The sequence below is a fragment of the Bifidobacterium intestinale genome, assembly GCF_023656765.1.
GTDB lineage: Bacteria > Actinomycetota > Actinomycetes > Actinomycetales > Bifidobacteriaceae > Bifidobacterium > Bifidobacterium hominis.
In genome coordinates this window covers 222,969-240,670 of record NZ_JAMOKR010000002.1, presented here as the reverse complement: position 1 = coordinate 240,670, position 17,702 = coordinate 222,969, and the positions used below count along the sequence as shown (strand labels likewise).

Below are 17,702 nucleotides of genomic sequence, written 5' to 3'. Positions count from 1 at the left end.
TATTTATTAAATATTTACTGACGTTCCGGGTCAATCTTGGTTTCGATGGCTTCGACCACTTCCGGCTCGGCCTTGGCGACCGGCACCTCTTCGACACCCTTGATATCGTCGAGCGCCTTCGGCTTGACCTCGGCCGGCGAACTCGGAACCGTGTCAAGACGGGTTTCCGCAGCCTCGACATACTTGCGGGGCACCACATACACCGGGCCGACCGCATGCTGCAGCAAGCCTTGGCTGGTGGAGCCGAGCAGTAGACCAGTGAAGCCGCCACGACCACGGGAACCGACCACGACGACGTCGTGATCGTAGCTGGCCTTGGTCAGCGCGCCAACCGCCGGGCCAGGCACGATCTGCTTGTTGATCTTCAAATCCGGATGGGCTTCCTCAAGCGGCTTGATACGCACTTCAAGATCATCCTTGAACGAAGCCATCACGCCTTCATCGTCGGAACCCTTCATATTCGGCACCGCGGAAATGACGTCAAGCTCGGCATCCCATGCGGCAGCGAAATCAGCCGCGATCTCAAGAGCCTTCAAGCCCCACTTGGATTCGTCGGAACCGACGGCCACCTTGGTGATGGTGTTGTTCAAATGCATCAGATTGCCATCATCGTCGGTATACGGCACCACCACGATCGGGCAGTACGCATATGCCGGCAAACTCGAACTGGTTGTGCCCAGCAGGCGTTCCGCCAAGCCACCTTTGCCACGATTGCCGATGACGATGAGATTGTAGTTGCGGGACAGTTCCACGAACACGGACGCCGGATCGCCCGTAACGATGAGAGTCGTCGCCTCAACGCCCTGCTCATCGGCGATGGCCTTGGCCTTCGACAGAATCTCCTGAGCGTCGTTATGGGCCGCATTGTCATCCCCCATGGCGGTGTACGTCGCATCAAAGGAGACAGCGGCATAGCTCGGCAACGAGTACGCACATACGATTTGCAACGTCAATCCCGCATGCTTCGCATAATTCGCAGCCCACCACGTGGCCTTGTAGCTGGCGTGGGATCCATCAACACCAACGAGGATTGCCTTGTCATTAATCATGGGACGACCTCCTTGAATCGCCTCGGCAACGCCACCATGCATTGCCTCTAGGATCCACCATACCGCGCGACATGCGCTTTTGTCAGCAACGACTCGATCTTTTCCATACAAAAAGGCGTATCCCCGAAAGGATACGCCCTAAAAAGTCAACCGTATGCTCGCTCAGAGCACACGACGAATCGCATAGCCACCTGAGAACACGGCCAGCGAAGTGACCTGCGTTCCCTGAGCCGGATTCAGCGCGTTGATCACCATACCATTGCCAATATAGATCGCGGCATGCTGAGCATTGACGATGATATCCCCCGGAGCTGCTTCGGCAATGCTTCCGACAGCCGTTCCAGCACTCATCTGGGCGCCAGAATAATGAGGCAGGCTCACACCAAACTGGGCGAACACCCACTGCACGAAACCAGAGCAATCCCAGCCGGACGGAGTATTGCCTCCAGCCACATACGGATAGCCTTGGAACTGCAGAGCATAGTCGGCCAATGCCTGACCAGTGGCACTCGCAGGAGCCGTAGGAACGCTGATGTTGGCACGTTCGGAAGAACGGCTGGCAGCCTGAGCTCCAGTCTGCGCTTGCGCTTGTGCCTGTTCCTGAGCCGCCTGAGCCTGAGCTTCAGCCTTAGCTTGCTCCTGAGCCTTCTGATCCTTTTCCGCCTGAGACTCGGTCTGGGGAACATCCAAGCTTTCGATGCCACCCCAATCGGCGTTGGACTCAATATCCGTGGATGTGTGCTCGGCGAGGAAATCACGCTTGGCCGTGGTGGTCTTCGGGAAAGAACGTGTAGCGGTTACCGTGGTACCAGCCACAGCATTGCCTGCGCTTGCGGCCGGAACCGCCGCACCCAACATGGCAGACACAGTAACAACAGCGAAGATACTCGTGAAACGTCTAACAATACTCATCGTGTCCGAAGTTACCATAAACATTCCCCTTCAATAGAACAGCAAGACAACCGGAACAGTGTCATATCATGCGACACGCCGACGTGATTATGTTATGCAAAAAACGGGATGGCAAACGCAAATTAACGGAAAACAGTGAAATCAGTAATGTCAGTAATGAATATACGTCAACTGCGAAGCTTCCTGCGCAGTGAACGTACGATCGGAAATCACGCCAAGACCCTTGGCATTGGATTCCGAGATCTTGATCGAACCGTCGGCATTCACTTCTTCGACAATCGCGACATGCCCGTAATAGCTGTCCGCATTCAGTTGGCCTGGAGCGAATACCACGATATCGCCAGTGTGACGTGCCGTATTATCAACCCAATAGCCGAGAGCGCGCGCGGAATCACCCCAACTACGCGCATCTCCAAAATGGCTTCCGACAGGCAGACCAAGCTGTGTACGACGGGTATACGCCCACCATGTGCACTGGCCGTACGGGTAGTCATTGCCAGTGTCACCGGTGCCGTGGTTCGGATTGAAGCCCGAAGGAAGAAGGCCGGCGTCCTGATCCATGAGAACGGCGACATTGGGATTGTCGGCAATGGACTTTGACAGAAGATTCGCGTCCATGGAGGAACTGGTTTCGCCAAGCTGCCAATCACCGCTGTTGCTGGTGGAGGCCAGAGCGTCGAGACCGCTACGGGACTCGGAACGGGATGCCGCATCGTCGGAGATACGCTTCATCTGCGTGGTAGTGGTGGCATTGTCGGCGAAAGTCATTTCAGACGCATTCTGCTGGCTGACCGCCATGGCAGTGGCCGCGGTGCCAACCAACGCAGCCAGCGATGCGGAAGTCACGAATGCGGAGCGACGGCCGGCTGCACGAGCGGCCTCACGCATGGCGCGGCGGCTCATCGGAGCCACCTCATTCAGCTTCTTGGCAACCGCAGGCTCAAGACCTACAACGGCACCCTCACCATTTGCCAGCTGGACCATACGAACGGCCTTGGCGGTGTGGGAACCGCGGCTCGAGGTGAACAGCGCCTTGGCAACGCTGAAACGCTCATTCGAAACCTTGGCAGCTTTATGCGCCGCATGCCTCATATATCAACACTCCTTGCGGATTACTTCAACCACAGCAAACTTATGGCCGCGTGGTTACAGAACCGTCACGGAAGTTCACGCTACACCGACACCGGGATATCGCAGTCATCATCGTCACGTCATGGTTCCGAAAAGCGGTCATCACCACGCACAATCCGACCATCTGACTACCCTAGGTGTCATGACGAACACTGTGACCATTCCTTCCAACATGCTCCCGGAAGACGGACGTTTCGGCTCTGGACCGACCAAAATTCGCCCGGAGCAAATCCAAGCGCTCGATAAGGGAGCCCGTAATCTTCTGGGAACCTCCCATCGACAGACCCCCATCAAGCAGGTGGTCGGCTCAATCCGCGAAGGACTGTCCGAATTCTTCCAGATTCCCGACGGCTACGAAGTGGTGCTGGGCAACGGCGGAGCCAGCGCGTTCTGGGATATCGCCTGTGCCTCGCTGATCACCCGCAAGGCCGCATTCGGCACGTACGGCTCATTCAGCTCGAAGTTCGCCAAGTCGGCGCAATCCGCGCCGTTCCTCGAAGAGCCGGAGATTTTCGCAGGAAAGCCGGGAACTTACCGTCTGCCGGAGCTCACGGAATACGTGGACACCTACTGCTGGGCCCATAATGAGACTTCCACCGGCGTTGCCGCACCGATCAAACGCATCGCAGGCACCAAGGAACAGGGCGCGCTCACGCTGATCGACGCCACCAGCGGCGCCGGAGCGCTGCCGGTCGACATCAGCCAGACCGATGCCTATTATTTCTCCCCGCAGAAGGCCTTCGGTTCCGACGGCGGACTGTGGATCGCCGTGCTCTCCCCCGCCGCGGTCGAACGCGCATACGGCATCGCCAAAAGCGTGGATCTTCCGGGCGCACGCCGCTGGATTCCCCCGTTCCTATCGCTCACTTCGGCCATAGAGAATTCGCGCAAGGATCAGACGCTCAACACTCCGGCTGTGGCTACGCTGATCATGTTGGAAAACCAAGTGCGCTGGCTCAACGACAACGGTGGCCTCGCCTGGGCTTCGGCACGTTGCGCAAGGTCGGCGTCCCTGCTGTACCAGTGGGCGGAAAAGTCCGATTACGCTTCCCCGTTCGTCGCCGACAAGAACGCTCGTTCCAACGCCGTGGTCACCATCGACCTTGACGAACGCATCAGCGCCACCCAAGTGGTCGCCGCACTGCGCGAAAACGGCATTGTGGACACCAACGGATACCGCAAGCTGGGCCGCAACCAACTGCGCATCGGCGTGTTCCCATCGGTGGATCCGAGCGATGTCGACTCGCTCACCCGCTGCATCGACTATGTGGTGGAACATCTGTGACGCAAGGTAGGGTATGGCGATATGAAGATTGCTCCGATCATTGACCCCAGCGTGAGGAAGCCCTCACCAAAACCAGTGCGCGTGGACTTGCGCAAGGTGTTCACGTTCGGCACCGCGCTTTGGGCCATCGCACTGATCGTCTGCATCGTATTGCTTGCGTTCGGCATCAACGCCGAACGCGCGCAGACCGTATGCGAAGCAGGTACGATCATCGGTGTGCTTATGCTAGTTTGGGAACATTTCGATCGCTGGGATTACCGACGTCTCGGCGAGTAACCGTCAACACGAACAACCGGCAGCATACCCCCGAAAATTTTCTCATAAATAAAAGCATGATGCCCGTCTTGCCTTGTTGAAAGCAAGACGGGCATCATGTTGTCTCCCTGTATTATTCTCCAGCCAACGGCAATACCAGTGCGAACGTGCTCCCCTGCCCCGGACTGCTCCACACTGAAGCGGAACCATGATGTGTCAACGCAACATGCTTGACAATCGCAAGTCCCAAACCAATACCATCGCCAGAATGATCATTCTGATTATTACCACGGTAGAATCGCTCGAAAATGCGGCCTTGCTCGCCAACGGCAATGCCAGCGCCACGATCAAGCACGCTGATCACCGCCTCCGTGCCCTCCTCATTGGCTTTGGCCACAACATTGATCGTCGAACCGTCCTTTGAATAGGTGATGGCGTTTTCAACCAGCTTGGCAAGCGCCGCCTGAATCTGTTCGGCATCGCCATTGATTTCCAAGCTTTCGTCGCCCTTCATATCGATGGTGATATTGCGTTGCGCCGCCACCTCACGATGGGAGTCGACCACAGCCCGTACCGGGCCCATCACATTGATGCGATTGTCTGCGGTCGGCAGAATCGGCTCCTGCGCCTTGATAAGCAGCAGCAGGTCGGAAATCATATGTTCCAAACGAGAGCAGGACTGACGCAATTGCATGGCGTCGCGCTCAACATCCCGCTGGCTTGTTCCACCTTGTTCCACGATATCCGCCAACTGTTCCAGCGATTGCGTGGGCTTGAGCAGCTGTTCGGACACATTGGTGATGAAGGAGTCGCGTATCTGCGAGAATCGTACGCTTTCGCTGACGTCGCTGATCAACACCACCACAAGATTGTCGCTGAGTTTGCCGACGATGACTTTCAACCAGTTTGGCCTTGACACGGTTGCCGTGGGCTTGCTGGCTGACTGTTGCCCAATCAGCGCCTGTTTCGCGGCTTGGCGAGTGGAAAGCCTGCCTGCTTTCGGCGCACGCTGCGCAACATACGCGGTGGTGGTGGTCAGATCGAACTGCTTTTTGCCACCGAAGGAGCGCACTTCGCGCACCGCCTGAAGCACACTGTCTTCGATGATGACGTCGTCCCGCACCACGCCAAGCGAATATGCGGAAGGATGCGCACGAATCACCTCATCATGCTCATCAATCACAATGGAAGCCAACGGAAGCACGGAAAGCAACGCATTAGTGGCATCATCCAATGTATCAGCATCGGCATCATGCTCATCATCGTCGTTGCGGTGCGTCAATGAACGCCACCACGAGCCCAAAGATTCAACCATGGTTTCATTCTCGCATACTCCTACGGCTCCTATGTTCACGACACCACAGCCCGTTCATGAACGCAAGGTGAACGCGCCGGTGAACTTTCACGGAACAACACAAACGCTGGTTATGAATATGGCGTTTCTCTAATAGACTTATGAAAGGTATTACCAGACCTGAAATTATGAAGCATTGAAAGGCAAGTCACATGCGCGTTATTTTCAACGAAGAGCTCAAGGCTGTTGCCGATGATCTCGACCATATGGTCAAAGGCGTTCGCAAGGCGATCAACGGCGCCGGCGACGCGCTGCTGAACCAGAATCTTGAAGCCGCCCAGGCCGTTATTGACGGCGACATCGAAATCGACGCCCTCGAAGCCAGCGTCATCGACCAATGCGTGAAGCTGCTGGCCAAGCAGAACCCGGTTGCCACCGATCTGCGCGTGGTTGTTTCCACCATGCGTTTGGCTACCACTTTCGAACGTATGGGCGATCTGGCTCGTCACATCGCCGAAGCCGCCCGCCGCACCTACCCGGCTTCCCCGCTGCCGCCCGAAGCCCAGACGCTGTTCGCCGAAATGCAGGCGTTCCTGAACGACGTCGCCGACCAGACCGTGGCCATGCTGTCTGACCGCGACACCAAGACCGCCGAACAGATCATCATCAACGACGACAAGCTAGACGAACTGCACAAGAAGACCTTTGAACTGGCTCAGTCCGCGGATTGGTCCGGCACCAACCAGCAGCTCATCGACGTGGTGCTGATCGGCCGCTTCATGGAGCGTCTTGGCGATCACGCCGTGTCCGCGGCTCGCCGCGTGGTGTACATCGTCTCCGGTTTCGACCCGTCCAAGGAGCCGACCCGCGACGAAGACACCGACATCGCCTGATTTTTTTCTTGCGATCTTCTTTTTCATCTTCTTTTTGAGAAGGCGGCTTCCGTTCCCCACTGAAGCCGCCTTCTTGTTTTGTTTTTGCAATCTTTCAGCACGAATCGTCAAGCACTATCTCCCGCATTATTTCACTTTCGTCAAGCCGTAAGAAAAATTAAACAATCTGTCTATTTTTTGCCCATATACTTTTACGCAATGTCGCGGCACAATATGTGCAGTGACATCCAAAGGAGGCAGTCATGTATTATTCCAACGGCAATTACGAAGCATTCGCCCGACCGAAGAAGCCCGAAGGCATGGACAGCAAGAACGCGTACATCATCGGCACCGGCTTGGCCGCACTCACCGCAGCCTGCTACCTGGTGCGAGACGCGCAAATGCCGGGCAGCCACATTCACGTATTTGAAAAGGACGCGGTTCCGGGAGGCGCCTGCGATGGCGCAAATATTCCCGGCGTCGGCTATGTGATGCGCGGCGGCCGTGAAATGGACAACCATTTCGAAGTGATGTGGGACATGTTCCGTTCCATTCCATCCATCGAAACGGAAGGCGTTTCCGTACTTGACGAGTATTACTGGCTGAACAAGGAAGATCCCAACTTCTCACTCTGCCGCTCCACAAAAGCGCGCGGCGTTGACGCAGGCACGAACGGCAAATTCAATCTGTCAGACAAAGCCTCGATGGAGATCATGAAATTGTTCTTCACGCCGAATGAGGAACTGTACGGCAAGAAAATTTCTGATTATTTCGACGATGAGGTTTTCAATTCGAATTTCTGGATGTACTGGCGCACTATGTTCGCCTTTGAAAATTGGCATAGTGCGTTGGAAATGAAGCTGTATATCCGTCGATACATTCATCATATTGGCGGATTGCCAGACTTCAGTGCGTTGCGTTTTACCCGTTACAACCAGTATGAGTCGATGATTCTGCCGATGATCAAGTATTTGGAAGGATTCGGTGTGCAGTTCCACTACAACGCGAAAGTGGAGAATGTCGATTTCAAGATTGGCGGTGGTATGGGTCCAGTTCGGCAGCATACAGGCACCGGTCAAGACACGATTTTGAAGAAGCAGGCTGAATCCGGTGTGTTCGTACGCAATCCGTATAGCTCACCAACCAAGAAAATGGCCACGCGCATCGACTTGACCGAGGCGGATGGCACCGCGCGAAGCATTGACTTGGGCGAAAACGATCTGGTATTCATCACTAACGGTGGTTGCGTGGAGAATTCGACCATAGGCTCGCAGACCGAAGCAGCCGCATGGGCTCCGGAGATCAAGCCCGGCGGCGGCTGGGATATGTGGCGTCGCATCGCCAAGCAAGACCCGAGTTTCGGCCACCCGGACGTATTCTGCGGCGATCCGGAGCATTCGAAGTGGATGAGTGCCACCGTTACCACGCTTGACATGGAGATTCCGCCGTATATTCAGAAAATCTGCAAGCGAGACCCGTTCACCGGCCATGTGGTGACCGGCGGCATTGTGACCGTCGAGGATTCCAATTGGCTTATGAGCTGGACACTGAACCGTCAACAGCAATTCCGCGAACAGCCGAAGGATCAGCTGAGCGTATGGGTGTACGGCCTATTCCCCGACAAGCCGGGCAATTACGTGAAGAAGACGATGCAGGAATGCACGGGCGAGGAGATCTGCGAGGAATGGCTCTACCATATGGGCGTGCCGACCGACAAGATCAAGGATCTCGCCACGAATCATGCGAACACCGTGCCGGTGATGATGCCATACATCGATGCGTTCTTCATGCCACGTTCCGCCGGCGACCGCCCTGATGTGGTACCTGATGGTGCCGTGAATTTCGCATTCCTCGGACAGTTCGCCGAAACCCCGCGCGACACGATCTTCACCACCGAGTATTCGATGCGCACCGGTATGGAAGCAGTGTACACGCTGTGCGACGTGGATCGTGGCGTGCCCGAAGTGTGGGGTTCGGTCTACGACGTGCGTAATCTGCTCAACGCCACGGTGATGCTGCGTGACGGCAAGCCGATTACCGACATGAAACTCAACCCCATTGAAAAGACCGTGCTGAAACAGATTCTGAAGAAGCTCGATTCCACCGACATTCCGATGTTACTTAAGGAATACGGCATGATCTGAGTCGATTGCGATTGACGTCCGTCTGCCGCACATCTCATGTTCCGTATTCCATACGGCAGACGGATGCAATAGCCCAACAAAGGCAACGTATATGAAAAGGTGGAAACCCACGTACTGTGGATTTCCACCTTTTCATACACGTTCCGTGCGATTGAACGCGATTATCTGCGTATCAATCGCAACAAACTCACTTCTGGCCCTGAGCGGCGACAGCGGCGGCACCGGCGGCGGCGGCCTCCGGATCCAGGTACTCGCCACGCGGCTTGATCGGCTTGAAGTTCTCGTCCAGCTCGTACAGCAGCGGCATTGCGGTCGGAATGTTGACCTTGGCGATCTCCTCTTCGGAGAGGTTGTCAAGCATCTTCACAATGGCGCGCAGGGAGTTGCCGTGAGCGGCGATCAGAACGGTCTTGCCAGCCTTCAGCTCCGGCTCGATGTCGGACTTGAAGTACGGCTCAACGCGCTTGACCACATCGGCCAGGCACTCAGCTTCCGGAACCGGATCGCCGGTGTAGCGCGGATCATTGTTCTGCGCGTACTCGTCGTTCGGATCGATTTCCGGCGGCGGGGTAGCGTAAGAACGACGCCACAGCATGAACTTCTCGTCGCCGTATTCCTGACGAATCTCGGTCTTGTTCTTGCCCTGCAGAGCGCCGTAGTGACGCTCGTTCAGACGCCAGCTGCGCTTGACCGGAATCCACAGACGATCTGCCTCATCCAGAGCCACGTTGGCGGTGTTGATGGCACGACGCAGCATCGAGGTGAAAACGATATCCGGAAGGACGTTCTTCTCCTTGAGCAGGCGGCCGCCGTTCTTGGCTTCCTCGACACCCTGCTCGGTCAGCGGGACGTCGACCCAGCCGGTGAACTGATTGGTTTTATTCCATGCGCTCTGTCCATGACGGAGCAGTACTAGTTTGTAAGTCATACCTGCCAGTCTACCGCCTAGCACGCCCAACACAACCGTCGATGACGATTATTTGGTTACGTTCATGCAACAATTTTCATTCTGTTGCATGCCGTTTGCATCATCAGGCAATCGCCGGTGCTCAATGACGAAATCGTAAATGCAGGATGCAGCTACGCCATGAAACCGGCCTGACAGGCATTGAGCACGAACGCGCCGGCTGCGACCAACGAGGTCATCGAGCACAATGGCAACGCCCGATGCCACTGGTCATGCCGGACGGCCGCGACGGCACGAGTAGCAATCGCCACACACCCTGCGATGGATACGAACGCCGCAAGGCTCATCCAATCGGCGTTTCCCCACGACCAGTCACCGCATATGCCATATTCCGTGCATGAACGGTCGCGATCCACCTCCGCAGGCAGCTTTATGAGCAGATCCAGAAGTTTGGCATACACCGATAATGGCATGGCGAAAACCACCGTCAGACCAGCAGCCCATCCCAGCGCACGCATGCACCAGCATTTGCCCTTCCCACTGCCGATGCGCACCATCAGCGTGCGCTTGCCGTGCGCGGCGTCATCTTCGAGATCGCGCAGGTTATTCACCATCATGACGCTGACGGACAGCAGGCCGCAAATCACCGAACCGGCCACCCCCGTCACGGTGATCGACCCGCTTAGCGCATACTGCGTGCCGAGGGCTGGAACCAACCCGAAGAATACGAATGCCGCAAGTTCGCCCAGACCCCGATATCCGTAAGGATGCCGACCGTTGGTATATCCCCAGGCCGCCACCAGACAGGTTACGCCAAGCGCTATCAGCCACCAGCGACCAGTTATGACGACAGCGACCAGTCCGGCGGCACAGGCGGCTAAAGCAGCGACCGCGGCAGCCAGCAACACGTGACTGGAATCCACTCCGGAAGCGACCAACCGCCGAGGTCCCGCGGCGTCACTGCCTCGTCGGGCGTCCGTGCCGCGTACACCATCGGCATAATCGTTGAGATAATTCACAGCAATCTGCAGACCGACCGCCACCACGGCGCACAACATCGCAACGACCGCAAACCACGGCCGAGAAAACGCACAATACCCCAGTACATCACCAGCATCATGCTCTTCCAGCAATCTTCCCGGAAAAGCTGGGCACGACCGCAGGCCACCCAAAGCCTCCCACCGCCAACTGGCGGCAACGCCGACCAGAACCGGGGCAAGACCCAGCGGCAGCGTTTGAGGGCGAGCGCCACGAATCCAAGTCGATATTTGCATGGACACCATTCTATGTGCGGTCCAGTTTTCCTGACGTCCCCATTGTTGAGTGAGCCATATGGATTCGAATTTACCATCGTCATTCTTAATCGGCGGCTACTCGGACGGCGGAGGCCGCTCATCATGTTTTTGATTCGCACGCGGACCCGCCGCCAGCCAAAAACAGAAGGGGCTGACGGCCGAGTAGGTCGTCAGCCCTTTCAGTCCGTATCAAGTTTATTGCGAACTGTGCTTCGCCTTAATTCAGCGGCAATTTTATAAGGATGGCTCCGGCTGGAGAACAGTCCACTGGACTGTTCTCTTTTCAGCCCCGCGCGAAGCCGATTTTGAATTAAGGCTTCGCCTTAATTCAGCGGCTTCACCAGCGGGAAGGTGATGGTCTCGCGGATGGTGGCGCCGGTCAGGGCGATGAGCAGTCGATCGATGCCCATGCCCATGCCACCTGCCGGAGGCATGCCCACGCCGAGCGCCTCGAGGAAGTCCTCATCGATATCGCAGGCCTCTTCGTCGCCGGCGAGCGCATCCTTGGCCTGAGCCACGAAACGTTCACGCTGCACGACCGGATCGTTCAATTCGGAGTAGCCGGTGGCCAGTTCGAAGCCGCGTACGTACAGATCCCACTTTTCGACCACGCCTGGCTTGGAACGGTGGCCCTTGACCAGCGGGGAGGTTTCGACCGGGAAGTCGCGCACGAAGGTCGGCTCGAACAGCTTGTCTTCGTAGAAGTGCTCCCACAGGTGTTCGACGAGCTTGCCGTGGTTCTCCACATCGTCGCGTTCCACACCGAGCTTGTCGGCAATGGCACCGAGATGTTCCACGGAAGTGCCTGGATTGTCCGGGCCGCCATTCGGCACGATTTCCTCGCCAAGTGCTTCGGAGAGGGAATCATACATGCTGATGGTCTTCCATTCGCCGCCGAAATCGTATTCGGAACCGTCCAGCAGGGTCACCTTGTGGGTGCCGAACACGTCCATGGCAGTGTCTTGCACGAGCTGCTTGACGAGCGCACCGATAGTGTCGTAGTTGCCGTAAGCCTGATAGGCCTCGACCATGGTGAATTCCGGAGCATGAGTGGCGTCGACGCCTTCGTTACGGAAGTCGCGGTTGATTTCGAACACGCGGTCGATGCCGCCGACGAGGCAACGCTTGAGGAACAGTTCCGGCGCGATACGCAGGTACAGGTCAAGGTCGAACGCGTTCATGTGCGTGGTGAACGGACGTGCGGCGGCACCACCATGCACGGTCTGCAGCATCGGGGTCTCAACCTCGAGGAAGTCATGATCGGCGAAAGTCTTGCGCAGGGAAGCGACGGCCTTGGAGCGGTTGCGCACCATGTTGCGGATCTTCTCGTCGGCGATCATGCCGATGTACGGCTTGCGGGTACGAGTGTCTTCGTTCAGGTCCTTGTGCAGGGCCGGCAGCGGCTGCAGCGCCTTGGCGGCAATAGCCCATTCGGTGGCGAACACGGACAGTTCGCCGGTCTTGGAGGCAATCACACGACCCTTGATGAACAGGTGATCACCCAAGTCAACCAGCTGCTTGAACTGCTTGAGGGAATCAGCGCCAATCTCCTTCTTGGAAATCATGCCCTGGATCTTGGTGCCATCGCCAGCGGAAAGCTGCACGAAGCACAAGCCACCGGCGTTACGCAGGAAGAGCACGCGACCGGCGATGCCGACCACGTCTTCGGTTTCGTCTCCGGCTTCAAGCTTGCCGTCATACTTGGCGCGAACCTCTTCGATGGTTGCGGTGACGTCGAGGGTCACCGGGTACGGCTGAATGCCGTCCTTAAGCATCATGGCACGCTTGGCCACGCGCATCTGCACCTGTTCCGGGTGTGCCAGCGGGCCGAATTCCTTATTACCCGGATCAACGGCCTCATCCAGGGTAGCGCCGTCATTGATCTTGGCGTAGATAGCCGCATCCTGCTGCAGCAGCATTTCGGCACGTTCCACTGTGGTCATAGCGGGAACGGCAGCCTCTTCATTCTGATTTTCTTGCGATTCGATGGTCTCACTCATAAGCCCACAGTGTACCGAGAAGCCACTACACCACACGCGACACGCCGTATTTGCATTACCTAAGCAATCGTGTAATATTTCCAACTGTTGCAAAACGGGCTGTAGCGCAGCTTGGTAGCGCGCTTCGTTCGGGACGAAGAGGCCGCGGGTTCAAATCCCGCCAGCCCGACAACTTAAGGCGGAACTTCGGTTCCGCCTTTTTTATTTCCAGCGCATCAGCAGTGCAAAACAGCATATGCAAGACGCAACCACCTGAAAAATCAAAAAAGCACGTAATACACAAGCGCGTAAACAATCGCACACCAACACGCTTCACATTCATGGAGGAGAGACTGTGAAAAGAAGCATTCTGGCTTTGGCTTCCGGCGCCTTTATTCTTGGTGCCGCAGAATTCGTGATGATGGGCATTCTGCCCCAGACAGCCGCCGCCATGCAGGTCAGCATTCCTGCGGCAGGCCATTATATTTCCGCATATGCGATCGGCGTGTGCGTAGGCACGCTGATTCTGGTGTTCGGCCGTAAGATACCGCCGAAGAATCTCATTATTCTGTTCATGATCATCGCGCTGGTCGGCAATACGTTGAGCGCGGTTTCGTTCAATTCCCCCATGTTGTTGGCTGCTCGTTTCATTTCGGGCTTGCCGCATGGCGCGTTTTTCGGTACGGCCACGCTGATTGCCAAGACTTTGGCCGATAAGGGCAAGGAAGCGCAGTCCGTGTCGATGATGGTGACGGGTCAGACGGTTGCCAATATGTTGGGTGTGCCTGCGGGCACACTGCTTTCGGAAATGCTGTCGTGGCGTTTGGCGTTTGCGATTCTTGCCGCTTGGGCATTGATGACGATGGTGTTGGTGATTGCATGGGTGCCGTTCGTCGCGCCAATCAAGGACGCTGGCATTAAAGGGCAGTTCCGTTTCCTCACTCATGCTGGTCCGTGGTTTATTCTCATGGCGGTGTTCTGCGGCAATTCCGGTATTTTCTGCTGGTGGAGCTACATTTCGCCGTGGCTGCAGAAGGTTGGTGGATGGGATTCCTCGATGGTTCCCCTGTTAATGGTGCTTGCTGGTTTCGGCATGGTGCTTGGCGGTATTGCCGGCGGCCGTTTGACTGATTTGTGGAAGCCGGGTGCCACTGCCGGACTTTCGCAGGCCATCGCCACGGTTGGTTTGCTGTTGGTGTTTTTCGTTCCCGGCAATCTCGTTACGACTGCGGTGTTGACGTTCATGATTGGTTTCGCACTGTTCTTCAACTCGTCTCCACAGCAGCTGCTAATGGTGCAGGCCGGTGAGGGCGGCGGCGAGCTGATTGCAGGCGCGGCCGTGCAGATCGCGTTCAATTTTGGCAATGCGATCGGTTCGATCGTTGGTGGCGCCGCATTGACGGCAACCGCCATGAACTACCATTACACCGGTTTGGCCGGTGCTCCGATTGCTTTGATCGCGGTGATTATGCTAGTCACCTATTCACGTCGTTACGAAACGCATACGGGTGCTACGGAGCGCATGCGCGAAGTGCATGTCTAACATTCGACAGTCAGTTATTTCGATTATTTCTGTTATTTAACGGGATGTCTCATCAAAATAATTATGATGAGACACCCCGTTGTTCTTTTTACGTCGTATCGCATGTTCCCTATCTGTTTCGCCGTCTGCGATGCCGTCTGCAGTTCGGGAGATGATGAAGGTCACCGATGAAGGGATTGCGATGGCAGACAGTGATGTCAATCTGAATATGAATAATTGCGATGACGGTTGCGCAACATTTGATGTACAGCGATTTTTGCGTGGTCTTGATGCGATTTTCGATGCGCATAAGGCTCCTGAACAGGCTGAACCGTATCTGCAGAAGGCGCGAACCGAAGCCGAACACAGTCATGATGACGCCGGTTTGCTGACGGTGTTGAATGAAACGATGGGGTTTTACCGTTCGCAAGGTCGGCATACCGACAATCTGCCGATTATCCGCGAATCGTTAAGTATTGCAGATCATTTGCATCTTCAGGAAATCGACCCGCAGGCATGGGCTACGACGCTGATCAACGCGGCCACGGGCATGCGAGCCGCAGGCCGGTACGAGGAGGCCGAACAGCTGTACCGTCAGGCGCTTGACGCGGCCACGTCCACCTTCTCCCCCACCGACCGACGCCTGGCCGCGCTGCACAACAATATGTCCATGTTGTACAGCGAAACCGGTCGTCTCAATCAGGCGAAGCGCGAGCTGGAACAGGCGCTGGACCTGTTGGAACAATCTTCCCCCGATGCGAGCGCTGACATAGACGTCGCCTCCACGCACACCAATCTTGCGTTGCTGCTCCTGCAGATGGGCCGGTATTGGGCGAGCGACGCCATACAGCACGCCCAGAAAGCGTTGACAATCTACCGTACCGGGCATTTGGAACATAGTGCGCATTATGCTTCGGCGCTGGCCGGCTATGCGCAGGCCTGCTATATGGCCGGCCGCCTGCAGGATGCGGTTTCCGGTTATGAGCATGCGTTGAGCGTGATTGAAGAATGCTACGGACGCAACACCGACTACTATCACACGACTGCAGCCAATCTTGAAGCGGCAAAACAGGCGTTGCATAAGCACATGCCATCATCTCATAAAACGCAGGAATCGCAAGAATATCAAGAATCGCAAGAATCCTTGAAATCTCAGCATTCACCGAAATCAAGCGAATCTCAGCAATCAAGTGAACCGCACTATATGGCAGAATCCGGCGCATCTTCGATTCCTGCGATTTCTCACCATATTTCAGGACTTGCTTTGTCTCGCGCATTCTGGAATGATCTCGGCAAACCGTTGCTTGCCGGCGCATATTCGGCATATCAGGGGCGGATTGCCGCAGGTTTGGTCGGTTATGGTTCGGAATGTTTCGGTTTCGACGATGAGTTTTCTCGCGATCATGATTTTGCACCGCGTTTCTGCCTGTGGCTTACCGATGAGGATTATGATGCGATTGGCGAGCAATTGCAGGCTGATTACGATGCGTTGAGTCGCGATTTCACTGTTGACGAGCAAGACAAGCCGCATTTTGCAGGGCATGGTTCGGCTGATTCCAACGCTCTTGCCGCATCTCAATCGCCACTTACGCCGCGTGCGCAAGGCGAGTTCCGCCGCGATGGCGTGTTTCGTATCGGTGATTTCTTCGAGCGGATCACGCTGTTTCGCGAGGCTCCGGCACAGAACGACTATGCGTCTTGGCTGAGTTTGGACGATGCGACACTTGCCACTGCCACAAACGGTCAGGTGTTCGCTGATCCGTTGGGGGTGTTTTCCAAGACTCGGCAGGGGTTTAAGTTCATGCCGGAAGATGTTCGACTTTCCTTGATTTCTCGCCGTTTAGGCATGATGGCTCAGGCGGGGCAATACAATCTGCCGCGCATGCTGCAACGTGGCGATGGCGCTGCTGCGATGTTAAGCATTCATGAGTTCGTGAACGCCACGGCTTCGTTGGTGTTTCTGATCAATGAGCCGGTGAGCGTTGGGTATCTACCGTATTACAAATGGCAGTTTGCCGCCATGCGTAAGCTGAGCCGCCGTATGGCAACAAGGCTTGCCGGCGTGTGCGAGCAGTTGGAAGACATATTGCGATTGAGTTCCGCCGCATGTTTCGGCGGTGCCGGTTTCGGTGAGGGCGGCAAGGGTGCGAAGCCTGCGGCAGAGCATATTATCGCCACCGTTGAGCGCATCTGCAGTGATGTTGTGGATGAATTGCTGCGGGAGGGATTGACCGAATCTCACGAAACTTTTGTGGAATGGCAACGTCCGTATGTTGAGGACCATATCAAGTCCGATGCAAGTTGTCTGCACAGCTTGTGATTGCAATAACTTCATTGCAGGCATCGCACATCCAGATCAGCAATAAGACGAAATCAAGAATCGAAATCATATGAATAGCAACGTAATTTCAGATGTAATAGACGGTCACGATACAGCAAATCTTGTTGAACCCATTATCAAACTGGAGTGGAATCAGTTTCAGCAAACCAATAATGAGGGCGGCCGCGCGTCCTGCCAAGGCAATTGGCCGATGTTTCATCAGATGCGTGCCAGTCAGTTCATGACGTGGCCGGAGGAATTGCTGCGCAGCTACCGGTCGGACTTGCAGGAAGCTGACCGTGTTGGACGTAATTTGGTGACGGAAAAGTATGGCCGCATGATGCAATCCACATATCCACAGGAGTATTGTGCAAACATTGCGCCGTATATTCCCCGGATTTCCGCGGGTCGCAACGCCTTGCAGGAAGGCATCATAACAGTTCAGGTGGCATGGGCGCGTGATTTTCGTGAACGTTTTCCCCATCTTGGCGAGGCGATGCGTGTGCTGACCACTGTCGAAGATACGCCAGAGACCACGTCGTTCGAAACGTATCTGCGCGGCGAATTGGGAACCTATTCCGACCGCACTGTGGCATTGTACCGCGATTTTGTGGAGCGTTTGCGGCATGAACAGCGCAATCTCACCGAAGAGACGATTCGCAATACGGTTCGTTTGGCTGGATTTGAGGACTTGGCACAGGCTGAGGCCGCACAGTAAAACACAGTGAAAACACACC

Annotated in this window: 14 protein-coding genes and 1 tRNA gene; 8 read left to right on the top strand and 7 right to left on the bottom strand. The window is 56.0% G+C overall.

Features of this window, described 5'->3' with window-relative positions; translation table 11 throughout:
• Positions 1–14 precede the first annotated feature (14 nt).
• The 3 genes from NBH13_RS03870 to NBH13_RS03860 form a co-directional block, all read right to left on the bottom strand.
• On the bottom strand, positions 15–1,049 hold the full coding sequence (locus tag NBH13_RS03870) for a universal stress protein (protein WP_099594790.1): 1,035 nt from the start codon (positions 1,047–1,049) through the stop codon (positions 15–17).
• A gap of 162 nt (positions 1,050–1,211) precedes the next feature.
• Positions 1,212–1,979: a C40 family peptidase gene (locus tag NBH13_RS03865; RefSeq protein ID WP_099570922.1), complete on the bottom strand. Its 768-nt coding sequence runs from the start codon at positions 1,977–1,979 to the stop codon at positions 1,212–1,214.
• 132 nt (positions 1,980–2,111) lie between these two features.
• Entirely contained in the window at positions 2,112–3,053 is a 942-nt protein-coding gene (locus tag NBH13_RS03860) for a CHAP domain-containing protein (RefSeq protein WP_099570923.1), read from the bottom strand.
• A gap of 181 nt (positions 3,054–3,234) precedes the next feature.
• On the opposite strand from NBH13_RS03860, the gene serC reads away from it, so the two are divergent.
• Positions 3,235–4,377: a phosphoserine transaminase gene (serC, locus tag NBH13_RS03855; RefSeq protein WP_250779038.1), complete on the top strand. Its 1,143-nt coding sequence runs from the start codon at positions 3,235–3,237 to the stop codon at positions 4,375–4,377.
• A gap of 21 nt (positions 4,378–4,398) precedes the next feature.
• Positions 4,399–4,653, top strand: coding sequence for a DUF2530 domain-containing protein (locus tag NBH13_RS03850; RefSeq protein ID WP_144090075.1), 255 nt, complete (start codon positions 4,399–4,401; stop codon positions 4,651–4,653).
• A 112-nt stretch (positions 4,654–4,765) separates the two neighbouring features.
• On the opposite strand, the gene NBH13_RS03845 is transcribed toward NBH13_RS03850, so the two are convergent.
• Complete coding sequence (locus NBH13_RS03845) at positions 4,766–5,947, bottom strand: sensor histidine kinase (protein WP_099570926.1); 1,182 nt, start codon at positions 5,945–5,947, stop codon at positions 4,766–4,768.
• A gap of 191 nt (positions 5,948–6,138) precedes the next feature.
• On the opposite strand from NBH13_RS03845, the gene phoU reads away from it, so the two are divergent.
• Both phoU and NBH13_RS03835 read left to right on the top strand, forming a co-directional pair.
• Positions 6,139–6,819 (top strand): phosphate signaling complex protein PhoU, encoded by a 681-nt coding sequence (phoU, locus tag NBH13_RS03840; RefSeq protein WP_099594796.1) that lies wholly within the window; start codon positions 6,139–6,141, stop codon positions 6,817–6,819.
• A 242-nt stretch (positions 6,820–7,061) separates the two neighbouring features.
• Entirely contained in the window at positions 7,062–8,942 is a 1,881-nt protein-coding gene (locus tag NBH13_RS03835; protein WP_250779033.1) for an oleate hydratase, read from the top strand.
• Between the two features lie 187 nt (positions 8,943–9,129).
• Here the strand turns inward: NBH13_RS03835 and NBH13_RS03830 are convergent, their stop codons facing one another.
• The 3 genes from NBH13_RS03830 to lysS all read right to left on the bottom strand — a co-directional run bounded on the left by NBH13_RS03830 (position 9,130) and on the right by lysS (position 13,144).
• Positions 9,130–9,870 (bottom strand): phosphoglyceromutase, encoded by a 741-nt coding sequence (locus NBH13_RS03830; protein WP_003808215.1) that lies wholly within the window; start codon positions 9,868–9,870, stop codon positions 9,130–9,132.
• Positions 9,871–10,022: 152 nt separating this feature from the next.
• Complete coding sequence (gene menA, locus NBH13_RS03825) at positions 10,023–11,123, bottom strand: 1,4-dihydroxy-2-naphthoate octaprenyltransferase (protein ID WP_250779030.1); 1,101 nt, start codon at positions 11,121–11,123, stop codon at positions 10,023–10,025.
• Positions 11,124–11,467: 344 nt separating this feature from the next.
• Positions 11,468–13,144: a lysine--tRNA ligase gene (gene lysS / locus NBH13_RS03820; RefSeq protein WP_126015980.1), complete on the bottom strand. Its 1,677-nt coding sequence runs from the start codon at positions 13,142–13,144 to the stop codon at positions 11,468–11,470.
• A gap of 95 nt (positions 13,145–13,239) precedes the next feature.
• Here lysS and NBH13_RS03815 point away from each other — a divergent pair.
• The 4 genes from NBH13_RS03815 (at position 13,240) to NBH13_RS03800 (ending at position 17,683) form a co-directional block, all read left to right on the top strand.
• Positions 13,240–13,313 (top strand) — tRNA-Pro (locus tag NBH13_RS03815).
• 165 nt (positions 13,314–13,478) lie between these two features.
• Positions 13,479–14,666, top strand: coding sequence for an MFS transporter (locus tag NBH13_RS03810; protein WP_250779028.1), 1,188 nt, complete (start codon positions 13,479–13,481; stop codon positions 14,664–14,666).
• Between the two features lie 181 nt (positions 14,667–14,847).
• Positions 14,848–16,965: a DUF4037 domain-containing protein gene (locus NBH13_RS03805; RefSeq protein ID WP_250779024.1), complete on the top strand. Its 2,118-nt coding sequence runs from the start codon at positions 14,848–14,850 to the stop codon at positions 16,963–16,965.
• Positions 16,966–17,035: 70 nt separating this feature from the next.
• Positions 17,036–17,683, top strand: a complete 648-nt coding sequence (locus NBH13_RS03800; RefSeq protein ID WP_250779019.1) for a DUF4125 family protein — start codon at positions 17,036–17,038, stop codon at positions 17,681–17,683.
• The last annotated feature ends 19 nt before the right edge of the window (positions 17,684–17,702 follow it).